The organism is Chryseobacterium gilvum (assembly GCF_025628965.1).
Lineage (GTDB): Bacteria > Bacteroidota > Bacteroidia > Flavobacteriales > Weeksellaceae > Chryseobacterium > Chryseobacterium gilvum.
The window spans coordinates 266,397-290,587 of the sequence record NZ_JAOTEN010000001.1; the positions used below are offsets into that span (position 1 = coordinate 266,397).

20 protein-coding genes are annotated in these 24,191 nt (G+C 37.7%); 12 read left to right on the forward strand and 8 right to left on the reverse strand.

Annotated features, from left to right (window positions below):
• The first annotated feature begins 76 nt into the window (after window positions 1-76).
• From tssD (N0B16_RS01270) to polA, 9 genes are all read left to right on the forward strand, one after another.
• Window positions 77-481 (forward strand): type VI secretion system tube protein TssD, encoded by a 405-nt coding sequence (tssD, locus tag N0B16_RS01270; protein ID WP_262988909.1) that lies wholly within the window; start codon window positions 77-79, stop codon window positions 479-481.
• Window positions 482-756: 275 nt separating this feature from the next.
• A complete protein-coding gene (locus tag N0B16_RS01275) occupies window positions 757-2,697 on the forward strand; it encodes a type VI secretion system Vgr family protein (RefSeq protein WP_262988910.1) in 1,941 nt (646 codons plus the stop codon).
• Window positions 2,698-2,708: 11 nt separating this feature from the next.
• Window positions 2,709-4,040, forward strand: a complete 1,332-nt coding sequence (locus tag N0B16_RS01280; protein WP_262988911.1) for a zinc metalloprotease — start codon at window positions 2,709-2,711, stop codon at window positions 4,038-4,040.
• Window positions 4,040-4,729, forward strand: coding sequence for a hypothetical protein (locus N0B16_RS01285; protein WP_262988912.1), 690 nt, complete (start codon window positions 4,040-4,042; stop codon window positions 4,727-4,729). Before N0B16_RS01280 ends, N0B16_RS01285 begins: the two co-directional genes overlap by 1 nt.
• Window positions 4,730-4,883: 154 nt before the next feature.
• Complete coding sequence (locus N0B16_RS01290) at window positions 4,884-7,382, forward strand: ATP-dependent Clp protease ATP-binding subunit (RefSeq protein ID WP_262988913.1); 2,499 nt, start codon at window positions 4,884-4,886, stop codon at window positions 7,380-7,382.
• A gap of 60 nt (window positions 7,383-7,442) precedes the next feature.
• Window positions 7,443-8,327 carry a lytic transglycosylase domain-containing protein gene (locus tag N0B16_RS01295; protein ID WP_262988914.1) on the forward strand — a complete coding sequence of 295 codons (885 nt, stop codon included), beginning with the start codon at window positions 7,443-7,445 and terminating at the stop codon, window positions 8,325-8,327.
• 248 nt (window positions 8,328-8,575) lie between these two features.
• Window positions 8,576-8,980 carry a type VI secretion system tube protein TssD gene (gene tssD / locus N0B16_RS01300; protein ID WP_262988915.1) on the forward strand — a complete coding sequence of 135 codons (405 nt, stop codon included), beginning with the start codon at window positions 8,576-8,578 and terminating at the stop codon, window positions 8,978-8,980.
• Between the two features lie 101 nt (window positions 8,981-9,081).
• Entirely contained in the window at window positions 9,082-9,471 is a 390-nt protein-coding gene (locus tag N0B16_RS01305; protein ID WP_262988916.1) for an META domain-containing protein, read from the forward strand.
• A 99-nt stretch (window positions 9,472-9,570) separates the two neighbouring features.
• The gene (gene polA / locus N0B16_RS01310) at window positions 9,571-12,438 is read left to right on the forward strand and encodes a DNA polymerase I (RefSeq protein WP_262988917.1); all 2,868 of its coding nucleotides are present in this window, start codon (window positions 9,571-9,573) and stop codon (window positions 12,436-12,438) included.
• A 53-nt stretch (window positions 12,439-12,491) separates the two neighbouring features.
• Here polA and N0B16_RS01315 read toward each other — a convergent pair whose 3' ends face one another.
• Window positions 12,492-12,857, reverse strand: a complete 366-nt coding sequence (locus tag N0B16_RS01315) for a helix-turn-helix domain-containing protein (protein ID WP_262988918.1) — start codon at window positions 12,855-12,857, stop codon at window positions 12,492-12,494.
• Between the two features lie 180 nt (window positions 12,858-13,037).
• Here N0B16_RS01315 and N0B16_RS01320 point away from each other — a divergent pair, with 180 nt between their 5' ends.
• From N0B16_RS01320 to N0B16_RS01330, 3 genes are read left to right on the forward strand one after another with little or no spacing between them, the layout of a single operon-like run.
• Window positions 13,038-14,537 carry a hypothetical protein gene (locus N0B16_RS01320; protein ID WP_262988919.1) on the forward strand — a complete coding sequence of 500 codons (1,500 nt, stop codon included), beginning with the start codon at window positions 13,038-13,040 and terminating at the stop codon, window positions 14,535-14,537.
• A 10-nt stretch (window positions 14,538-14,547) separates the two neighbouring features.
• Window positions 14,548-15,147 carry a DUF6705 family protein gene (locus N0B16_RS01325; RefSeq protein WP_262988920.1) on the forward strand — a complete coding sequence of 200 codons (600 nt, stop codon included), beginning with the start codon at window positions 14,548-14,550 and terminating at the stop codon, window positions 15,145-15,147.
• A 2-nt stretch (window positions 15,148-15,149) separates the two neighbouring features.
• Entirely contained in the window at window positions 15,150-15,602 is a 453-nt protein-coding gene (locus tag N0B16_RS01330) for a hypothetical protein (RefSeq protein ID WP_262988921.1), read from the forward strand.
• 328 nt (window positions 15,603-15,930) lie between these two features.
• On the opposite strand, the gene N0B16_RS01335 is transcribed toward N0B16_RS01330, so the two are convergent.
• From N0B16_RS01335 to kdpB, 7 genes are all read right to left on the reverse strand, one after another.
• Window positions 15,931-16,329 carry an immunity 22 family protein gene (locus N0B16_RS01335; RefSeq protein WP_262988922.1) on the reverse strand — a complete coding sequence of 133 codons (399 nt, stop codon included), beginning with the start codon at window positions 16,327-16,329 and terminating at the stop codon, window positions 15,931-15,933.
• 78 nt (window positions 16,330-16,407) lie between these two features.
• Window positions 16,408-16,971 (reverse strand): DUF4256 domain-containing protein, encoded by a 564-nt coding sequence (locus N0B16_RS01340; protein WP_262988923.1) that lies wholly within the window; start codon window positions 16,969-16,971, stop codon window positions 16,408-16,410.
• Window positions 16,972-17,112: 141 nt separating this feature from the next.
• Entirely contained in the window at window positions 17,113-18,834 is a 1,722-nt protein-coding gene (locus N0B16_RS01345; protein ID WP_262988924.1) for an ATP-binding protein, read from the reverse strand.
• 2 nt (window positions 18,835-18,836) lie between these two features.
• Window positions 18,837-19,958 (reverse strand): sensor protein KdpD, encoded by a 1,122-nt coding sequence (locus tag N0B16_RS01350; RefSeq protein ID WP_262988925.1) that lies wholly within the window; start codon window positions 19,956-19,958, stop codon window positions 18,837-18,839.
• Between the two features lie 173 nt (window positions 19,959-20,131).
• The gene (locus tag N0B16_RS01355) at window positions 20,132-21,502 is read right to left on the reverse strand and encodes an outer membrane beta-barrel protein (RefSeq protein WP_262988926.1); all 1,371 of its coding nucleotides are present in this window, start codon (window positions 21,500-21,502) and stop codon (window positions 20,132-20,134) included.
• Between the two features lie 41 nt (window positions 21,503-21,543).
• A complete protein-coding gene (kdpC, locus tag N0B16_RS01360; RefSeq protein WP_262988927.1) occupies window positions 21,544-22,101 on the reverse strand; it encodes a potassium-transporting ATPase subunit KdpC in 558 nt (185 codons plus the stop codon).
• Window positions 22,102-22,113: 12 nt separating this feature from the next.
• On the reverse strand, window positions 22,114-24,153 hold the full coding sequence (gene kdpB / locus N0B16_RS01365) for a potassium-transporting ATPase subunit KdpB (RefSeq protein WP_262988928.1): 2,040 nt from the start codon (window positions 24,151-24,153) through the stop codon (window positions 22,114-22,116).
• Window positions 24,154-24,191: the final 38 nt, after the last annotated feature.

The window sequence follows — 24,191 nt, forward strand, 5'->3', positions numbered from 1 at the left end:
ATTGTTGATTCCTGAGTTATTATCTTTGATATAGAAATTACGATCACAAAATATTAACATTTAAAATTCACAGATCATGGCAGCAAATTCAAGAGGAATCTTAAAATTCAACGGAAGCGAAGGTCAGAAATTATTAAAGCTGAATTACAGCGTATCAAGATCCACAGACGTATCAGGACGTGTGGCTTCAGACCCTTCTAACGCTATTATCAAATTAACAATCGAGGCAACAGAAAAATCTGACATCCTTGAAAGTTTACTCAACGGGAAGTACAAACCGACAAGCGGTGAAATCACATTCAACAAATCTCATGAAGAAGGTACATTGATTACCCTGAACTGGGAAAACGGATATGTCATTCAGCACGAAGTAGACTTTGACGCAGTAGATGACAATTCTATGCTGATCAGCTTTGTCGTAAGTGCAGAAAAAATCAACTACGGAAATGCAGCATACGAAGGACTTTGGCCGTCTAGCTAGAATTTTCGCTTATGAAAAAGAACAAGATACAAAAAGACTGTCCGTGAAAGACGGTCTTTTTTGCCTTTGAAGCGCCTTACAGCTAAAAAAATTGAGGCAATTGATCTTCAATAAATTCAAACGGTTTGCAAACAGCATTGTATTCTTTATCATTTATTATAATGAATAATTAAAATTCAGAATTATTGATGATAAAATTATCATAAAGCTTTATGATTAAGGCGATTGATTGAATAAAATTTAATAACTTTAGATCACCACACAATCACAAAATTATGTCTATAACATCTGAACAAACACGGAGTTCTGGTTTTCGTCCGTCGCAAAACGCGGAAGGCGTTTCAGATAGCCATCATACGGGGATCAACCGTCTGGTAAAACTATCTTTGGTTATCGAAGGTAAAGTAATCAGCTATTACAAACATTTTACCTTGAAGCAAAGTGCACAGCGCCATCACGAGTTTACCCTTACGCTGGCTCACGATACATTAGGCGACAGACAAACACATACACTCGAAGAAGCCAATACGTTTTTAGGAAAAAGATTAACGGCTGTTATTTCATATAAAGATATTGATAAAAGTCCCGAACGTACTTTTGTCGGAGTCATTACCGGAGTGGGATTCAGCCAGGAAAAGATGAGTTTGGGAAATATCGTGTTATCAGGATACAGCCCGACTGTTTTGCTGGACGGCGCACCCCATGTACAGAGTTTCGGGGGCAGCCAGCCGGTGAATATGGGGATCATTGCGGAAGAAGTCATCAGTCAGGGTCTTGATAAGAGCCGTTTTGATATCAGGATCGATACCAATGATTACTCTCAGATCATTTACAGCAGCCAGTATGATGAGACGCATTACAATTATCTTGCAAGAATGGCAGAGGCGTACGGTGAACAATTCTATTACGATGGCGAAGTCTTACACTTCGGAAAACTTCCCCCGCAAAATCAGCCTATTAAGCTTACTTACGGAAGCAGCGCAAATGATATTAAAGTAGAATTAAAAGCAGTTCATACCAAACCTCAGTTTTATGGCTACAACAGCAGCAAACATGAGAAGCTTACCTCCGGTGCAACTCCTATTCAGCATGTGGGAGATCTGGCAAAAACTGCATATAAGCATAACGAAACCATCTATAAAACACCTTCGTTAAGAGTCGCTCCGATTAAGGCAACTACTCATCTTGATGTAGAATATTCTCAAAAAAGCACGGCAGGAAGCGAAGCGGTAAATGTTTTCAGTTTATCCGGTTCTACTACCGTTCCGTTTTTGCATCCCGGTTGCAGCGTTGATGTAGAAATGCGGAAACCGGATACTAATGAAACCTCTTACTTTACCAGAATTATGGTGACGGAGACCGTTCATGAGATTGATACCATTGGTCATTATAAAGGAAGCTTCGAAGGAATTGCTTCTGATACGGGCTTTCTTCCTACCCCGGATTTTACGGTTCCCAAAGCTGAACCTCAGTTGGCAACCGTGATTTCTAATGCCGATCCTGAAGGACAAGGAAGGGTACAGGTTCGATTCGACTGGCAGACCAATGACACCACCCATTTTATAAGAATGATGAGTCCCGATGCGGGAGGCACAGATCAGATTACGCAGAATAGAGGGTATGTGGCAATTCCTGAAGTGGGAGATCAGGTCATGGTGAATTTTGTACACAGCCATCCGGATCGTCCTTTTGTGATGGGCGGAATGTTTCATGGATTGGTCGGTTTAGGCGGAGGAATGAATAATCATTTAAAATCAATCCAGACCAGAAGCGGAATCAGGATACTCATGAATGATGCAGAAGGCAGTGTAAACATCATTGACCCAAGCGGAAATACCTATCTCATGGACGGAAAAGGAAATATTACCGTAACAGCTCCCAACAACATGACCTTCAATGCCGGTGCAAATTTAGATATCAATGTAGGACAGAATATGACAACCAATGTCGGGATGAATAAATCTGATACCATCAGTCTAAACCATACTCAAAGCGTGGGTGCAATGAAAATGACTTCCGTTTTGGGCGATACCAGTATGTATATCACGGGGAAACTGACCGAAATGATCGATGGAGATGTAACAAGTGAGGTAAAACAGGGAAAAACCGTCATTAATGCGGATCAGGGTATCGAAACCAATTCGAATGCTTCGATCAATAAGCATGCACAGAATGAGGTTCAGAATAATAGCGGAGAAAAAAGCAAAAACTATTAATCCCACGATGTATGAGAACCAGAATCGTTAAAGGGAAAATATTCGAGAGTATTGAGAAAGATTACAATCTATACTCTGAGAAAGATATTGTCTTCAATGCTGCAGAAAGAGTGGAAGAAAAAGGGGGAAGCAAAGGGGTAAGTTACGGAAGTGCTTCAAAACCGCCTCCACCTACCACAAAAGCAAAGTGTGTCATTCATTTCAGGCCCGATCAGAAGTACAAAGATTCTCCGTCTTTTGGGTTCGACTGGATCAAAGTTGCGGATACAGGATACGCAGGAGACGTTTGGTATTTAAATTACGTCGGAAAATACAGAAATCCTGCCGATGCTACAAAATTACAGCAGATCTACGATAACGGTGTTTTTAAGAAAAGCGCTGCGGAATTCACCAAAATAAGCAGCACATTTGAAAAGCTTTTACTGGAAGCTAAGAAAAATGCCGGAAAGTCTGATTATATGTATTATGTGCCAAAAATGACACTCAGAAAAAATAAAGAGGCCAGTTTAATCCTGAAAATTAAAATTGACGAATCACCCAAAGAATTGAAATTTGAGTATGATAAAGCCGTTTTTGAAATCATTGATTATAAAAATGACGAGATTCACGATAAAAGTAAGGGCAGCAGAACAATACCGATAAAAATTAAATGCAAAGGTGTGTTTAACGTCCAGAAAAGCATTACTATTTTAGCCGATAAGCAGGTTTGCGGAAAGCTGAATGTGTTGCCTAATAATTTCAGTTACAATATAAAAACCGTTTTCGTCACCATTACCACAAAAATCAATGGTACCGTACAAACCGGAACGGTGAGTGCCGCTGAAAAGATAAAACTGAAACAGGTATTGGCGCAGTCGTATGTTGAAAGTACAGCGGAAGAAGACAGTTTAGACTTAACAGGTTTTTTCACTTCTACATGGTTCAACTGGTGGTTTACACAGAAAGGTCAGGTAAAAACACATGAGCTTCATAAATATCTGAACGAAAAAATACACGCCAAAGACAGTAAATACAAAAATTATTATAAAGTATATGTTTTTGGATCGGCTTCCGGTGGTCTCAATGGGATTGCGGAAGATGTAGGCCATGTGAAAAGTGCCATTGTTTTTCCGGGAAGAATTTCCAGCGATCCGAGTATGGGAAGTTCAGTTCACGAGATTTTGCATGCGATAGGATTGTATCATACTTTTGATAATGATTCCGGTTTTACGTTTGAAAGAGCGGTTTTGGATAATGTGATGGATTATTCTCACTGGAACCATATCAACAGAATATCTACCACCCATTGGCAATGGAAATTGTTGCAGAATAATTTAAGCGGTTACAAAATACCTGTAAAATAATGAATAAACTAATTATAATCATCACCACTTTTTTCCTGATAGGCTGTAACGGTCAGGATAAGAATGATTTAAAGAATAAAAACATGAAAACTGCAAATTTTGACATTGCTCAATTTGATAAAGACCGGGAAACGGTATATGACGGCGAAAAAATAGTATCAGGTTCGGTAACCGATACCGTAAAAGAAGGAACCAGGATCCGGGCATTATTTGATGAAGGATATACGGAAAATGTAGAACCCGAGAACTCTTTTTTCGGAGTGTATAAAGAATACTACAAAAGCGGAGTGGTAAAAAAACTGAGAACCAAAAATCTTGTCAGTTATATTGAAGGTTTCGCACCATGGGGAATGGAATATGAATACGATAAAAACGGGAAGTTAATTAATGAAACCGACAACGAAAAGTTATACCAGAATGTAAAAGTAAACCCAGATAGGCTTTTCCAGATTTTAGATGAAAAAAACATATTCAAAATCAATAACCCGGCTAAACACAGGCTTTCGATCTGGTTTCACGATAAGAGTGTAAAATCTAAAGAAATGGTTTGGAATAAACTGAAATACGCGGACGGCGAAAATCCCTTCTGGGAGGTCGTAAAAGACCTGAGAACGCACGATGAGGAGCCGGTAAACGAAAAAGTATATAAAATTGATGCTGTAACAGGAACTGTGAGTGAAATTAAATAAATCATATCCGAAAAGTAGTATTTAACAACTTTTACAACGGATATTGCTGTTAACATTACATAATACGATTATTTGTAAAAAGTACTCTTACATAAAATAAAATCATTATTTTAGTTTAACCAAAAATCACCAAAATAATAATATAAAATAATCCATGGGAGTACTTGTAACCAACGAAACAGTCAAACAGCTTTTCCATATAGCGCAGTCTATCGCAAGAGAAAATTACAATGCAACCTATGATGGTCCGCACATTTTGCAGGCTTTAATGCACAAAGACATCGGGCTGAATGATTTTCTGAAAAATATAGACAAAGATCCGGGTTATTTTTACGAATGGGCAGATGTCCGGATTGAAGATTATCCTAAGACCACGCATCTTCCCGATGAAGTAAAGACCGGGGAATCGGTAGACCAGATTCTGGAAGAAGCCGATGATATCCGTCTGAAATTAGGCCTTGATGAGATCACTCCAATTTGTATTTTAACAGCTATTGTAAAACCACAGGTTGCATTTACGTTGCAGCAACTCAAATCGTTACCGCTCAGAGAGCACGAAATATTTAATCTGTATCGAAAAGACACTCCGTTTGCAACTTCTGAAAACGGAGAATTTTCTTCACTTTTTTCAAATAACGGTTCAGATTTTTCAGAAGCATCATTCCCTTCCATCAAAAATTATTGTGTAGACCGGACTGAACAGGCAAGACAGGGCAAGATTGAAAACATCATCGGAAGAGATAAAGAACTCAGAACTTTGGTCGAAATTCTTTGTCGCAGAACCAAGCCCAATGTCATTATCATCGGGGAGCCGGGAGTAGGGAAAACAGCTTTGGTAGAAGGTTTTGCGACAGAAATTACCAAAGGCAATGTGCCTGAAATGCTTAAAAATGCAACGCTTTTAGAGCTTGACACAGGAGCTTTGCTCGCTGGAACTTCTTATAAAGGCGAAATTGAAGACCGCCTGAAAAAAGTAATCAACGAATGCAAAAAAATAGAAAAAGCCATTTTATTTATTGATGAAATTCACACGCTTTTAGACCCGAAAGGAAGCATCGGAAACATCGGAAATATTCTGAAACCTGAATTGGCACGAGGCGAAATTACCGTAATCGGGGCCACAACACAGGAAGAGTACAGAAAAATTATAGAGCCGGAACAAGCTTTCAACAGACGTTTTGAAGTGTTGACGGTCAACGAACCGGATGACCAGACTTGTGTGAAAATGATTGATGTCCTTCTGGAAGGGTATAAAAAACATCACGGCATTGAAGTAGAAAAAACGGCGCTTCCGGAGTGTGTGCGTCTGGCAAAAAGATATGCCAAAGGTAAAAAACTGCCCGATGCAGCCATCGATTTGCTAGACAGAACAATGGCAGCCATTAAAATGCTCGACGAGCTTTCAGAAAAAGAGCTTGAAAGTTGGAAAGAGGGGTACGAAACCATTCTCAAAGATGAATATTTTACGGAAAAAGATAAAGCAGACGAACTGATCTGGAATTATAATGTATTGCGGGATAAAATCAGTCCTATTTTATGGGGATCATTGAGTGAGCAGCCGCAAATAGACAATTCGATGCCTGTTGAGCATATTCAAAAGATCATTGACGATACTTTTGCAGAACTTCAGCAGCATGCCTCAATCAAAAGAGAAAAAGTCGATAGGCTGGAACTGGCTGCAGTTATGGCGGCTAAAACCAATATCCCGATCGGTAAGATTCAGGCGCAGGAAAAAGAAAAACTTCTCGGAATGGAATCGCTTCTTCTGAAAAGAGTGGTCGGCCAGGATCATGCACTGAAAATTCTGGCAGATGCAATTGTGGAAAACCGCAGCGGATTAAATAAACCCGGACAACCGATCGGTTCTTTCTTCCTTTTAGGACCTACCGGAACCGGGAAAACCGAATTGGCAAAATCAATGGCAGAATTGCTTTTCAATGACGAAAAAGCAATGGTCCGTTTTGATATGTCAGAATTTAAAGAAGAACATTCTGCGGCACTCTTATATGGTGCTCCTCCGGGATATGTAGGCTATGAAGAAGGCGGAATGCTGGTAAATAAAATTCGTCAGCAACCTTATACAGTTGTTTTATTTGATGAAATTGAAAAAGCGCATCATTCGGTTTTTGATGTCTTTTTACAGATTATGGATGAAGGGAAAGTACATGATAAATTAGGAAAAGAAGGCGATTTCAGCAATGCTTTGATTTTATTTACCTCCAATATCGGAAGCGAAGAAATCGTAAAGCAGTTTGAAGAAGGTACCGTTCCGGAATCGAAAGCTTTAATGCAGATCATGTCAAATTCAGGGCGTTTCAGGCCGGAATTCCTAGCCAGGATTACAGAAATTATCCCTTTTGCACCGATTACAGAATCCATTGCGGAGCGAATCTTTAATATTCAGTTAAAATCATTGCATAAATCGCTTCAACGATTAGGAATTACACTTTCCATTACAGATGAAGCGGTTAAAAATCTTGCTTTGGGAGGCTTCAGCAGTAAATATGGGGCGAGACAGATTTCCGGAGTGATCAGAGCACAGTTGGCAAGACCAATTTCCAAAATGATCGTGAGAGAAGAGGTGAAATCCGGACAAATCATCAGTGTAGACTGGGATCAGGAAAAAGAACAGCTTACTTGGAACGTAGAATAATTGAATCAATAAAAATAAGAACATTTACTGTAAATGTTCTTATTTTATGAAAACATAGAAATGAAAACGAATATCACAAAAATAGTGTGTTTTGTATGGGTATTGCTCTTCAGTCAGTTTCTTGATGCACAGTTTCTTTCGGCAACAGACACTTCAGAAAGCAGCGTCAGAAAATATAAAAATATCATCAGTTCAAACCAGGAAATTGTAGATTTTATAGAATATTCTCTCGTAAAAAAAGGCCTTCCGAAACACCTGAGAAATTTAGCGTTAATAGAATCTCATTTTGACAGAAACATCACTTCCAATGCGGGTGCTGTAGGAGTTTGGCAGTTTATGACAGCACATGCCAATCAATACGGCCTTACTGAAGAACGGCGTTCAGATTTATACAGAAGTACGCAGACCGCAGTAGTTTCGCTGGCCAATTTGTATAAAAAATACAACAACTGGGTCACTGTTGTCGCTGCATACAATTGTGGCGAAGGGAATATTGCCAAAGCCATGCAGTCTGCCAACTCTTCTCAATATCATATCTTTTCAAAATATTTACCGGAGGAAACGATTAATCATGTTAAAAAATACCTCAACGCGTGTTATGCAACGGGAGAATTGTCGAGCGTGTTGAGCAATTATAACAATTCACGGATGAATGCGGTATTCGTCACAGGTTCAGGAAGCAGTAAAACGGTAGCCAATGTTTCGGAGACAGAGATCAATGCGGGTTTTAATCTGAATATTATTGCTGATGAGCTTCATATAGACATCCGTCAGATTCTTGTCTGGAATCCCGGAATTGAAGAAGCATTACAGAGCAGTGGCGAAAGTGTTTTTTATCTTCCCACCGATCTTATGCCTGATTTTTTACTGAAGAAAAACAAAATACTTTCAAGATCCATAAAGCAGGTAAATAAAAATAACGCTGAATCATTTAATCAACCGTAAAATATATCCAAGAATATGATATTTCTCAAATGGGTGCAAAATAATTATTGAAATGGCCATAAATCCCTTATATATAAGGGATTTTTTATGTCTTAGCCTGAAAGTAGTAGAACTACTACACAAAATCGTAGTATTACTACAAAATGTCAATTAAGCCTACAAAAACTTTTTATACGTGGTATATGGCTCTATCTTTGAGATATAAATAACACCAAACCAAACATATTAACAGTTAAAAATTCACTATTATGGCAACAAATTCAAGAGGAATCTTAAAATTCAACGGAAGCGAAGGTCAGAAATTATTAAAGCTGAATTACAGCGTTTCAAGATCTACAGATGTATCGGGAAGAGTCGCTTCAGATCCTTCCAATGCAATCATTAAACTGACCATAGAAGCTACAGAAAAATCTGAAATCCTGGAAAGTCTGCTGAATGGGAAATATAAGCCGACAAGCGGTGAAATCACATTCAACAAGTCTCATGAAGAAGGTACATTGATTACCCTGAACTGGGAAAACGGATATGTGATTCAGCACGAAGTAGACTTCGACGCAGTAGATGAAAACAGCATGCTGATCAGCTTTATCGTAAGCGCAGAAAAAATAAACTACGGAAACGCGGCCTATGAAGGTATATGGCCTGGAAAATAAACTAACTCCCTCATTTCAACAGCACATTTAAAGTTAGATTATAATAGCATACAGAACGTGTGCTATTTTTTAATTATTACTAAATCAAAAAATATAACCTCATGAAAAAAGTTATTTTCACAATTCTTTGTTCTGCTATTTCTTTCATTTCCGTACAGGCACAGACCAATATACTCGCAAAAACAACCTGGAAAGTTGAAGACATTAAACAAAACGGGAGTGCCATTTTTACCAGAGCAAAAACCATCAAATTTCCATCGGAGCAACCAACGTTTAATTATATTCAGTTTAATGAAGATAAAAAATATTATTCGGGAAGTACCTGTTTTCAAATGGTAGGAACTTACAGTGTTTACGAAGATAACCAGGTAGAAATAAGTGAGGGGACTGCAGATATGTCCAGCGATTGTAAAGAGCCAAAAACATTTACGGGAACCTACACATTTACCATTGACAAAGACCGTCTTGAGCTGATCCCGGTTAAAAACTAAAACATTGCTTTCTGAATTTTTTCTTAAATTTTTATTCCGGCCCTATCATTTCAGGAAAAAAACATTCCTATTTTCTTATATTTGTTCATTATAGAAAACATGGAGGCAACACAAGATAAAAGGTTATTTCTCATCGATGCATATGCGATGATTTTCAGGGGATATTACGCGTTAATCAGAAATCCGCGGCTGACCAGTGCCGGTGTAGATACTTCGGCTATTTTCGGTTTTACCAATTCTTTAATCGAATTGATCAGAAGAGAACGGCCTACGCATTTGGCGGTAGTTTTTGATGTGGGAGAAGCCAGTATCAGAACCAATGATTTTGCTGCTTATAAAGCCAACCGGAGTGAAACGCCTGAAGCCATAAAAGTTGCCATTCCGTATATTCAGAGAATTTTAGATGCGATGCATATTCCGCACTTGGGAGTTCCGGGATATGAAGCCGATGATGTCATCGGGACGATTGCCTGTAAAGCCGAAAAAGAAGGTTACACCACTTTCATGGTAACACCGGATAAAGACTTTGCACAGCTGGTTACCGATAAAATTAAAATCTACAAGCCGGGCTTGAAAGGTAGTGATGTTGAGATTTTGGGCGTGGAAGAGGTAAAGGCAAAATATCAGATCCAAGACCCGAAGCAGGTGATTGATTTTCTAGCCATGATGGGCGATGCGGTAGACAACATTCCCGGATTGGAAGGCGTCGGAGAAAAAACTGCCATGAAATTTCTTCAGGAGTTCGGAAGTATCGAGAATCTATTGGCCAATACCGATCAACTAAAAGGGAAGCTGAAAGAAAAAGTGGAAGCTTCTGCCGAACGCGGAATTCTTTCTAAAAAATTAGCCACCATCATTTGTGATGCTCCTATAGAATTTCACCAGGAGCAATATGATCTGGATATTCCGGATTTTGAAAAGGTAAAAGAAGTTTTTGACGAAATCGAATTCCGGAGATTGTACGAAAACCTTTACCGCGCCTTTGCGCCGGCAGAAATAGCCGTTGTAAAGACCACCGTCGTAGAATCAGACGGTACCACCATCAGCGAAACCGAAATTTCTATCTCTGAAACACCGCAGCAAAAAGTGGCAAGAAATGTAGGACAGCTCGATCTTTTTGCCAATTTTGAAGAGCTCGACCAGGCAACTTCTACCAAAGAAACCATTGCGGAAAATGATCATTTGTATCAGTTTGTCGATAATCCTAAAGCGCAGAAAATATTAGTCAGAAATCTTCTGCAGCAGAAAGCAGTCTGTTTTGATACGGAAACGACGTCTCTCAACGAAATGGAAGCCGAATTGGTAGGGATGAGTTTTTCTTATAAAAAAGGGCTTGCTTATTATGTTCCGCTTTCTGAAGATCAGGGTGAAGTTTTGCAGACTCTTGAAATTTTCAGGCCGTTTTTTGAAAAAGAAGACCTTCTGAAAATTGCCCACAATTTAAAATTCGATTATAAAATCCTTAAACAATATAATATTACGGTAAAAGGCGCCATGTTTGATACCATGATCGCCCATTACCTTCTGAATCCTGACGGAAGACACGGTATGGATTATCTTTCTGAGGTGTATCTTAATTACAAACCTGTTTCTATAGAAACGATCATTGGTAAGAAAGGAAAAAATCAGGGTAATTTCAGGGATGCCGATTTGAGAACGCAGACAGATTATGCTGCGGAAGATGCCGATGTCACGTTTCAGCTGTACGAATTGTTCGCGCCGCAACTGAAAAAAGAAAACCTCGAAGATTTATTCTACAATATTGAAATGCCGCTTATGGAAGTTCTGGCAAAAATGGAACTGGAAGGGATTTCTCTGGATAAAGAATGGCTCGCCCAGGAAAGTGTTGATTTAGAAAATGATTTAAGACAGCTGGAAGCGAAGATTTTTGAAATTTCAGGAGAAGAATTCAATATGAATTCACCGAAACAGCTCGGTGAGATTTTATTTGAAAGAATGCAGCTTGACCCGAAAGCCAAAAAAACAAAAACCGGTCAATATGCCACCTCAGAAGATGTTTTGCAGAAGCTGTCTTCAAAGCACGAAATTATCCAGCATATTTTAGAATACAGAACCTATCAGAAACTTAAATCTACGTATGTAGATGCGTTGCCTTCACAGATTGATAAAGATGATAACCGTGTTCATACCAACTTTTCTCAGACGACAGCAGCGACAGGACGTTTGGCAAGTGTGAATCCCAATCTGCAGAATATTCCGATCCGTACTTTGAGAGGGCAGCAGATTCGGGGCGCTTTCGTTTCAGGAGAAGGCAAAAAAATTATCTCTGCCGATTATTCCCAGATTGAGCTGCGGCTGATTGCTGAAATTTCCGGGGAAGACAATATGATCAAAGCGTTTCAGGATGGGGAAGATATTCATGCGTCTACCGCGGCGAAACTGTTTAATATTCCTTTGGAAGAAGTTTCAAAAACGCAGCGTGGACAGGCAAAAACCGTGAATTTCGGGATTCTGTATGGTCAAGGTGCTTTTGCACTAGCCGAACAAACCGGTTTATCCAGATCGGAAGCCAAACAAATGATCGAAGCCTATTATGAGACTTACCCGAAATTGAAAGAATACATGGCGGAACAAGTGAAAAGAGCCCGTGAAATTGGCTATGTAGAAACGATTTTAGGAAGAAAGCGTCATTTAAAGGACATCAATTCCGGAAATTTTGTGGTGAGAGCCCATGCTGAAAGAAATGCGGTCAATGCTCCCATTCAGGGAAGTGCAGCTGATGTGGTAAAAATGGCGATGATTAAAATTGACAAAGAACTGGAAAAAGAGAAGCTGCAGACCAAAATGCTGCTCCAGGTGCACGACGAATTGTTGTTTGAAGCTCCCATCGAAGAAGTAGAAGTGGCGAAAAATATCATTAAAATGGAAATGGAAAACGCCATTGAAACGCAGGTTCCTTTGCTGGTGGAAGTAGGAGTGGGGAACAACTGGCTGGAAGCGCATTAACTCATCATATAAATAAATATACTCAAACAATCTGTTGAGTATATTTATTTATATTATTTTTTTAATAAGCTTTCGATCAGTTTACTCTGGGACTCTACCAGTTTGGTAATATCCTGCTGGTTTTTCAAAATGCTTTCTATAAGTTCTTCTGAAATAGTATGATTAATGGTTACAGCTCCTTCAATATAACCAATTGCTTTATCGTTATTAGTTTGAACAATAGATTTTTCATCTAATAAATCATAGACATCCGTTTCATAAAAATCTGCAATTTTCATAAGGTTTTCCATAGCGGGTTTAGCTTTATCACTCTCCCATTTATTATAGGCATTCTGAGAAACGTGCAATCTTTCAGCAATCTGAACTTGTGTAAGATTCCGGTCTGTTCTTAGTCTATTGAGTTTGGTTCCCAAAGTCATGAGCTTAAATTTTTAGCTAAAATAGCTAAAAAAATAAAAAAACAACCAAAGTTTAGATATATTACAACCAAAGTTGTATGTACAGATAGAGATTAAAGTGTATTTTTAAAAAATATTAATCACTACAATGGTTATTGAAGAAAATTTATATCTTTAACTCTCAAACACAAACACATTTGTATGAAAAACAAATCTCTCAGGCTTTGTCTGATGTTGGCAGTGATGCTGTCGCTTTTTTCCTGCAGGAACGATCTCTTTCCTGAAAACAACACCCTTCAAAATCCTAACGCTTCCAGATTCAGAATGGTTAAGCTGAAAGACATCCCGAACATTGAACAATTCATCCATCAGCAATCCGGAAGAGCAGATCTTCAGGTGCCTCTAAGTAAAGCTTCCCTTACTGGAAAAGATCTTACTATTGGGACTATAGAAACTTCCACCATTGTAGAAACAGTCAACGGAAATGAAGGATATTACGTCTTCAAAATAGACAACATGGATTCCGGAGACGCAGTGTACAATCTGGAAGTAAAGCAAGCGGACGGAATCCCGGTAACAGCGGAAATTATTGAATACGATCCACAGGATGGAACCACCGTAGACTTTCAGCATTTTACGGGAAGCATCAGTTCATACGGTTTAGACGGAAAAGCAATTTCTACGGTAAATTATAATGACGGTTTGGGAAACTGTTCTCCTGCAACGGGAGTTCCGGGTGGAAACAATACTTCGGAAGGAGGCGGAATTAATCCTATTGATCTTCCTCCACCCAACGGAGGATGGTATAACTGGGGAGAAGGTGGCAGTAACAATAACACTGTCCCTTTCAGTAATGTTCCCGGAGACTGTACTGACATTATCCTGGACAGCCACGGCAATACACAAGGTTGGTATGACCACTGTAACAATAACTATTATCCCAATCCTAATGTTCATAAAACAACGACAACAGGAGAAATCCCTAACTTATCGCCGGATTGTAACGGAGAAGGAGCCGGAGTGATTATTACAGATCCTTTAACTCCATGTGAAAGATTAAAACCACTTTTAGATCCTGCGAAGGCGAATCTTAAACCACTTATTACAAACGGTATGTATTCTTACATAAATAATAGTATAGGTGAAGCGGGTATTTTTATTAAAAAAGATTCAGGAGGAAATATAAGTACTCAAGTTGCCCCTCCAAGTGGAGATAATCATTTAAAAATTAAAGTTAATGATAATTATTACTCAGCAGTTCATACACATCCAAAAGATACCTATCCTATGTTTTCGTATGACGATATGATGAGTCTATATACTTTAGAGGTTGAAGGAACACCGCATAATTCTGGACAATCATCTTTTATATTGGTTTGTGAAGATGATTTTGGAGTAAAACAAACGTATGCAATTGTTTTTGAAAGTAGTGGGCAAATGGTGGAAGAGGTCTGGAATAATCCTGAAAATATTGGATGTTCAAAACAAGATTTAATAGATCAGATGAACAAAAACCTTAAAAAGGCATATGATAAAGAATCAGAAAAAAGCAATCCTAACTATGAACGAGTATTTTTGCAATTTAATTTTGGTACTAATATTGGTCTTTATAAAGCTAATAGTGATTTAACCAATTGGAGCAAACTTATTATCAATGAAAACTCAAATACAGCAGTAGTAACTCCTGTTAATTGTAATTAAAATTAATAAAATGAAAAACATATTTCTAATTATCACTATAACATTAATATCATCTTTATTTAAATCTCAAAGTGTAGTAATTGATATTAGTGATTCTGAATTAAATCAACCAACTGGATATTATAGCAAAGACATGAACAATGTTCTTAATCAATTTGAAGGCACTTACCTATTTACTAATGGAAATACCAGCCTAAAGATCGTCTTAGTAAAAAAAATAAAACAATATAATAATAGTTATTATGAGGATTTGATAATAGGAGAATACCAGTATATAGTAAATGGCGTAGAAAAAATTAATACATTATCTAATCTTAATGTTGTATACAATAATCAATTTGCAAAACATGCTATTGCTGGATCATCGCCAATTAATAATAATAACAGAGAATGGAAATGTCCACAATGTAATCTGAACGAAAAAAGATTGCGAGCAAAAATAATTGATAGGACTACGGATAGACATGCAACCATTTTAATTCGTAAAACAATAGTAAATGGACAAGAAGTTTTACAGGTAAAAGTAAGAGATGTTTTACCCGATTTTGAAAATGTGAGTCCCCTAGAATTTTCTTTGCCAAAAGGAGAATTTACAATGATAAAGCAGTAAATATGAATATTCGACTTTTTTGCCTATCCATTTTATTTATAGTATCTTCTTGTGCATCTCAAAAAAATGAAATCGAATATGTAGAGTTTGAGCATGAATGTTCAATAAGAAAAATAAGCGATAAAATCTTAGTTAGAATTCTTCCTTCTCAGAAAAAACGCAACAAAGAAAGAGTTTTTGAATTGACGTATCATGGCAAATCATATATGAGAAAACCTATTAGTGAAGAAGAGTATCAAAATATTATTGATTCTGTTTTAAAAATAAAGGAAAAAGATAAAGATTCAACAATGGTTTATACAGACGGAGGTTCTAATATAATTGAATATAGAAAAGGACATGTGATTAAAAAATTTTATTCCAAAGTTATTAATAAAGATTATAACAGTAGTTTTTATCGTTTATGCGAATTGATCACAAAATCTGCAGGACTTGATATTACAGCTATCAAATAAAACAACAATTTGAAGTATAGAATTCATCCTTTTTCAAAACCATTTTACATTATAATTTTGACAAAGTGATAATATAAAGCCTCTTCGGCTTTTAATTTAGCATAAAATGCCGAAACTTATCAACTAATTTTTAATATACCCTTTTTCAACCGCTACTTTTAATCTCAACTTGTGTTGATTTAATTAAATAGGTTACATTACTTTCTGGTTTTCAAATAAATAGTAGAAATTAAATGTAAAATTTTCGAATTAATCTGATAGGGTGGTTTCATGTGATACTATCATTTGATACTATCAAAGATACTGTTTTAAATGATAAAACAAACCATTAATACTCAATTTCAATCCCACCCAAATATACCAGAGAAAACTCCTCATTTTCCACAGAGACAGGTTTAGGAATCTGTCCCTGACTTACAAATAATAAAGAATTGATTTCAAACTTCAGATTCATTTCATTGACTTTACTTACCAAAATCGGAAGCCATTGATCTGCAAATGAATACTCAGAAAAACTTTCATAAATATTAGGATTTGTATCTTCAAAACCGTACTCTGCAAGATCATGGTCAAACCATACCGTATCCTGTGATTCTGCAAATTTTGAAACATAATTGTCATCATCTTCTTCCTGCAGATAATAGTTTTCATCTTCTTCTGCAAACTGGTAAAAATCTTCTTCCGTTTTAAAATTTCCTACCCAAAAATCTAAAATCTGTGTATTCATAATACTTTATATTTTAAAATTTTCAAAGGTATGACAATAGTTTTTGCAGGCAAAGATTCAGGAAAAAATTCATGCTTTTTAAACCTTCAGCATTCCACGGAAAGCTCTTGCGGCATAGTAAGAATTGGCGCCGTTGTGGTATACAAAAACCGTGTCGTATCTTCGGTCACAGAACAATGCACCTCCCAAAGCTCTGATTTCTGCAGGTGTTTTGATCCAGCTTGAGGTTTTCAGGTCAAACGATCCTAAAGTTTGTAAAAAACGGTATTGTTCTTCGGTAAGAATATCTATACCCATTTCTGAAGCTACTGTAAAAACGTCGTTTTGCGGTTTGTTTTCTTTCCTTGAATCTAAGGCTTCGCGGTCATAGCAGAAGCTTCTTCTTCCTTTCGGGCTTTCTGCAGCGCAGTCGAAGAAGATATATTCTCCTGTTTTAGTATCATAATCTATCACATCCGGCTCGCCGCCGGTGATTTCCATCTCGTGTAAAGACCAGAGCTTTTCAGGATTTGCTTCTAATTTTTCTTCAATTTTCCGCCATTCCAGATTGGGATGACGGTTTATATTTTTCTCAAAACGGGTTTTAAGAATTTTCAATAACTCTGCTGTCTGTTCGGAAGAGATTTTCTTGTTAGAAGCCATATGTGTTAATTATTTGATATAGATTAAGAATTAATCAAAAATAAGGAGTTTATGTGATATTTTACTTCATTCTCTCTTCTTTTTCACTTTTAGAAATTGTCTTTTTGAATCTTAATCTTTGTGTTTTTTTCTGTTTCGCACTTACGATTCAGCCAAAGGCAACATGAAATAAAAAGTACTGCCCTGATTGACAGCGCTTTTTACTCCGATTTCTCCGTTTTGTTTTTCAATGAAATTTTTAGAGATTGCCAAACCCAAACCTGTTCCGTTCTGATGTTCTCCGGGAACCTGAAAATAACGGTCAAAAATCTGGCGGTGGTATTTTTCATCAATTCCGGAACCGGTGTCTGTAATGCTGAACTGTATGAAGGAGCTGATTTTTTCAACAGTTACAGTGATATTTTCATCCTGAAAAGAATGTTTAATCGCATTGCTAAGAAAGTTATTGAGCACCCAAACCGTTTTATCAAAATCTGCCAAAACAGCATCATTGTCATCCAGAATATACGATGTGGTGATGGAGATATTTTTCTGTTCGGCAAGCTTTTCTACATTTTTGACGGAAGCCTGAAGCAGGTCTTTCGGAAGGCAGCTTTCTATTTTTAATTTGATGTTTCCGCTTTCTACCTGAGAAAGGTTGAGCAATTCTCCGGTAATATCCAGTAAACGCTGTCCGTCTTCGTTAATGCTTTTCAGGAGCTCTTTCTGTTGCTCATTCAATGCACCGAATTTTTCATTTTCCATCAGCTGAACGCCCATTTTTATGGCAGCAATAGGGGTTTTAAGTTCGTGGGAAATGGTGGCAATAAAGTTGGTTTTTGCAAAATCAAGCTCTTTAAAAGGGGTGATATTCCGTAACAAAATCACTTTGCCGATGTATTTTTTTTCTTTTTCGCCTGTTTTTACAATATTGATGGGGACAATCTCCTGCTCAAAATAATTTTCTTTGTTATCGGCTGCAATTTTAAGTGAGTCTTTCGAAGGATGATCGATATTTTTTAATAATTCTCTGATCAGATCATTGTTTACGGCAACTTCGTGCACTGTTTTTCCGATGATTTCTTCCTTGTTGAGGTTGGTGATTTTCAAAGCTTCATCATTGATCATGTAGATAAAATGATTTTCATCCAGGCCAATTACGGCATCATGCATGTTGTTGACCAGCGTTTCGATTCTTTTTTTATCCATCAGCTGTTTAGAAAGGTTGCTGCTTTCGTATTCTTCGAGTTTTTCTGCCATGATGTTGAAAGAATTGGCCAGATCATTAAATTCTGCGCTTCCTTTAAAATGCACCCTTTCGTTATAATTTTTATTGGCGATTTGGCGGATGCTGAACGTGAGCTGGTTGATCGGTTCTGCGATGGTTTGAGGGAGATTAAAAAGTAAAATGAAAGCAATCAGAAAGCAGACCGTTCCTAAACTTACGATCCAGAACGTTGCGTTTTCTGCGGTGAGAATGGCGATATCACTTTTCCGTTCAATCCCTTTCATGTTGATAGACATAATCCTGACCAGATCTTCGCGGATGTGTTTTTCTTTTTCCGTATCGGGAGATTTTAAATAGCTTTCAAAATGAAGGTTAAGGTTTTGGGTGGCTTCTTTTTCTCCAAATTCGGTGAGGTTTTTTTCCTGTAAAATAGTATTTTTCCTGAAATCCTTAACGGCAATCGCACTGTCGGTTTTTATTTTATCCAAAGCCAGAAGCATATTCTGGGAAAACTCTAAACTGTTGTAATTGGCAGTAAGAATTTTTTCTGTATCGGTTTTTAACCTGTTGATGTATACCGAACCTATTACGGAAAGTAAAACGATGAGTATAAACAAAATACCTACTCCCAATGTGAGTTTAGTTTTGATTTTCATATTTAAGATAAAATAATAATGTCTATTTGCCTTTCGTTTAATCGGTTCATTAACGTATAAATCCAGCTGTATCCGAATATTCCCCGCCAGAATCCGGGATGGGGCTTCCCGATGCAGACGGTGGTGATATGATGTTCGATAACGTATTCCAAAATTCCTTTCTGCAGGCTGTTTTCTTTTACCCGAATGACTTTGGCTCCCAATTCTTGTGCTAAATTAAAATTATTAATCAAATAACGCTGTTTGTCCAGTGCTATTTTTTCAGGATTTTCAGAAGGTCTCTGAATATACAAAACCGTCCAAGGACTGTTGTAATAACTCGCCAGTCGTGCCGTTTTCCGGATGATATTTTTCGCTATTTTCTCATTACTGCTGATGCAGGCAAGAAATTTTATAGGTTTGAAATGTTCGGTTTTAATTTCTGTTTCTACCTTTTTTTCGACATGAGTGGCCACTTCTTTCAAAGCCAGTTCGCGAAGCTGCAGAATATGGCCGCTCTGAAAAAAATTGTTCAGGGCGGTCTGTATTTTATCCTTTTTATAGATTTTTCCTTCTTTCAGTCTTGTTAAAAGCTCATCTGAAGTCAGGTCTATATTCACCACCTCATCTGCAAGGGCAAGAATTTTATCGGGAACCCGTTCTGTAACTTCAATGCCGGTTATTTTTCTTACTTCTTCGTTTAAACTCTCAATGTGCTGAATATTCATAGCACTGATAACGTTGATTCCGTTGTCAAGGATTTCTAAAACGTCCTGCCATCTTTTTTTATTTTTTGAGCCTTCGATATTGGTGTGTGCCAATTCATCTACCAAAACCACTTCAGGATGCGTATTGATAATCGTCTGAAGATCCATTTCCTCCAGGTTTTTACCTTTATAAAATGCAGAACGCCTTTCAATTTCAGGAATTCCGTCTACTAATGCGGCTGTTTCTTCACGACCATGCGTTTCGATGTATCCAATTTTTACATCCATTCCGTTCCTCAATAATGCATGAGCTTCCTGAAGCATACGAAATGTTTTTCCTACGCCTGCGCTCATTCCGATATAGATTTTAAACTTTCCTTTTCGGGATTTTTGAATGAGTTCTAAAAAATGTTCAGCTTCTCTTTTCTCGGGCTTCATTTTTATTTTTTTTAAATGTAAAGTCACAATGAAAGTACTAAATGGTGTTTTTAAAACATAAAATCTGTTTTAGTTTGTCATTCTGACCAAAGCGAAGCGGAATGAGGAATCTAAATTATAATGTTGAAACTCTCCTTGGTCAGATGATAAACAATAGGGTTTCTTTTTTAAAATTACAATCTAAACATCACTGCCAATGTCACTCTGCTATCCGATTTTCTCAAATCCGGTCTCCAGGAATCAACAGGTGTGTCCATCCATCCATCCGGACTCGTCGTTCCTTGAGGCCCTGCGAAATAAGGGATATTGCTTTTTCTAAAACCATATTCTAATCTGAACGTTACAAATTGATTCGGCATGACATCAACGGTTGCCGTCCCTTGAAGCATTTTAAGTTTCTCACCATTTGCAAGGGCATCATTAAAATCGTTATTCGGAACCGGAGATGGAGAGAATGCCAAGTACGCTCCAGGATTTGAGATGGCATCTGCTCGTAAAGACAAAGCAACTTTATTATGATGGAACCAGAGCCTATTGGCGATAGATGTTCCGATCATGTAATTGTCTTTTGCTTTAAGGCCACCTCCGCTCTGGAATCCGTAATGGTTGTTGATGCTGAAAGCAGCCTGTGACAATCCGTTGCTTTCTTTATTATGAAAATATCTCGCTACAATACTGTGATCATGGTGAAAACGACGTACATCAGAATTATTTCTCGTGTCTTTTCCGTTTAAATAGAAATTGGCCACCAACTGAAGATTTTCATTCGGGCGGTAATAATTGGAAACACCCAAACCGAGACCTTTATTCCAGGAATTATAACTTTGCCAACCGTTTAGTATCCAAAGTTCAACTTTATATTTTTTTGAAGGATACGCCTGAATTCGGGCTCCCTGAAAATAGAATGGTGTGAAATCGCAGACCAGACTTCTCTGATAATTCCAGTTTTCACCTAAAACATAGCTTTCCAAACCGATGTAGCTCATAAAAATCCCCGCTTCCACATTTAAGCCATGCATGACGTTAAAATGATAACCTGCCGCAGCTTCGCGAATGTTTTTTAAATTATCTACACTGGTATTTTTCCCGTGATTTACCGTTCCGTCGAGATCCTGAACAATAGAACCCATTTGCCCATATTGTAGCCATAAACGTCCGATCATATTTTTGTAATTGGTTTCCAGGCCAATACTTGTCATATTGATAGTAAATTCGTTGGAACGGCCGATCGCTGCTGAAATCGTGTGAGTATTATCTTTTGGATTCCGGAAATCGTAATTATAGTAAGCATCTACGTAGGTTACCCCTGTTAAAATTGTTTCTCCATCTTTATCTTTTAAGGTTAAAGGAAAATCTGTCTGGCGGTTTTGGCCATTGATCCAGGTCAGATCATATCCTTCAAACGGAATTTTTGAATCCGTTTTTACTATTAACGAATCTTTTGGTGATTCTGAGACCGAATCTCTCTTGATTTCCTGAGCATTCATTTGACTTAATGCTGTCAATCCTAAAAAAAATGCAGCCTGAATAGTTGTTGATTTCATGATATAAAATATTGATAGTAATGTTTATTATTTAAAACTTATTATTTGATTTGACCCAAAGCAATATTTAATTTCAAAACATTGACTTTAGAAGGTCCAAAAAGTCCTAAAAGAGGTTTTTCCGTTTGATTTTCAATTAAATTTTCGATTTTTTCAACAGAAATATTTCTTGCCTTTGCAATTCTTTTGGCTTGGTACAGCGCGCCTTCCGGAGAAATATCGGGGTCCAATCCGCTTCCGCTTGCGGTAACCAGCTCTACAGGAACTTTTGCATTTTCCATTTCCGGATTTTTCATTTTCAACGTATCAATTCTTTTTTGTACGGTTTGCAAATATTCCTGATTGCTCGGTGCTTTATTGCTTCCCGCACTTCCCGCCGCGTTATAATTGACTGCAGAAGGACGGCCATGAACATATTTTTCTGCTTTAAAGTCCTGTCCGATATTGACGTAGAATTTCTTCCCGTTATGATTAATAATTTCGGCGTTTCCATGTGTCGGTAAAATTTTTGAACCTACATAAACGATTCCTAAATAAATTCCGACGATCACCAACATAGCGAATGTTAATCTGAATGCTGATAAAATATGATTTTTCATTTTAATTAAATTTTAGAATAATAAACTGACACCTAAATCAATAACCTTAATTCCTATAAATGGGGCGATAATACCGCCTAAACCATAAATCAAAAGATTTCTTCTCAACAGCGCGCTTGCTCCGATCGGCTTGTAGGCAACTCCTTTTAAAGCCAATGGAATTAGGAATGGAATAATCACCGCGTTGAAAATAATGGCTGATAAAATGGCCGATTCCGGGCTGTGAAGATTCATAATGTTTAGTTTCTGAAGCGCCGGAATAAATGTGATAAACAGTGCCGGAATAATGGCAAAATATTTAGCAACGTCATTGGCAATACTAAACGTTGTCAATGTTCCACGGGTCATTAATAGCTGCTTCCCGATTTCTACAATCTCGATTAATTTTGTCGGGTCATTATCCAGGTCGACCATATTCCCGGCTTCTTTTGCGGCTTGAGTTCCGCTGTTCATGGCAACACCCACATCGGCTTGGGCAAGAGCAGGGGCATCATTGGTACCGTCGCCCATCATTGCTACCAATTTCCCTTCCTGCTGTTCTTTTTTGATATAATTCATCTTATCTTCAGGCTTGGCTTCCGCGATAAAATCTTCTACACCGGCTTTTTCTGCGATAAATTTTGCAGTTAACGGGTTATCTCCAGTGACCATTACGGTTTTCACACCCATTTTTCTCAGTCGCTGAAAACGTTCCTGAATTCCGGTTTTGATGATATCCTGAAGCTCAATCACACCCCAAACTTGGTCATTTACAGAAACCATTAAAGGGGTTCCGCCGTTTTCAGATATTTTAGTGGTTGCTTCCTGGGTTTCTGGTGGAAAAATATTTCCTGCTTTTTCGGTCAATTGTTTAATTGTGTCATAGGCACCTTTTCGGATTTTTTTATTTTCAAAATCAATTCCTGAAGTCCGGGTTTCAGCCGTAAAATCAATATAAACAGGGTTACTTACCAATAAATCTTCTGATTTTAACTGGCTTAATTCAATAATCGATTTTCCTTCCGGAGTTTCATCGGCAACAGAACTTAATGCCGAAGCTTTGATAAATTCTTCAAGTTGAATTCCATTTGAAGGATGAAATTGAGTTGCTTTACGGTTTCCGATGGTGATGGTTCCTGTTTTATCGAGCAATAAAACATCAATATCTCCTGCAGTTTCAACGGCTTTACCGCTTTTTGTGATAACATTGGCGCGTAATGCTCTGTCCATTCCTGCGATTCCGATTGCAGAAAGCAGACCGCCGATCGTTGTGGGTATGAGACAAACGAAAAGTGATATTAATGCTGCAATAGTGATCGGCGTCTGCGAATAATCTGCAAAAGGTTTTAACGTGACGGTAACAATAATAAAGGTAAGCGTAAAGCCTGCTAAAAGTATGGTTAATGCGATTTCGTTGGGTGTTTTCTGTCTTGAAGCGCCTTCTACAAGAGCAATCATTTTATCAAGAAAAGATTCTCCCGGTTTTGTAGTGACTTTGACTTTTATTCTGTCAGAAAGTACTTTTGTACCGCCTGTTACGGAACTTTTATCACCTCCGGCTTCTCTTATTACGGGTGCGCTTTCTCCGGTGATAGCAGATTCATCAATAGTTGCCAAACCTTCGATAATTTCCCCGTCCATTGGGATCTGATCGCCTGTTTCACAAAGGAAAATATCTCCTAATTTCATATCGGCAGATATTTTAAGTTCTGTTTCTACCTGAAATCCGGGTCTGTTATCAATGATCAGTTTTGCCGGAGTTTCTTCACGTGTTTTTCTGAGCGTATTGGCTTGTGCTTTTCCCCTTGCTTCAGCGATGGCTTCGGCAAAATTGGCAAATAAAACCGTGAAAAAAAGGATGATGAAAACTGAGAAATTATAGGTAAAACTTCCCTGGGATTGACCTCCCGATACGCTGAATATACTTACGATAAGCATGACGGCCGTTCCGATTTCTACCAGAAACATGACCGGATTTTTAAACATAATTTTCGGATTCAGCTTGACAAAAGACTGTTTGATCGCTTCATTTACCAAATCTTTTTGAAACAATGTCTGTGATTGATTTTTCATTGCTTTGAATGGTTGTATTTTTTATTTGAACTGTTAAA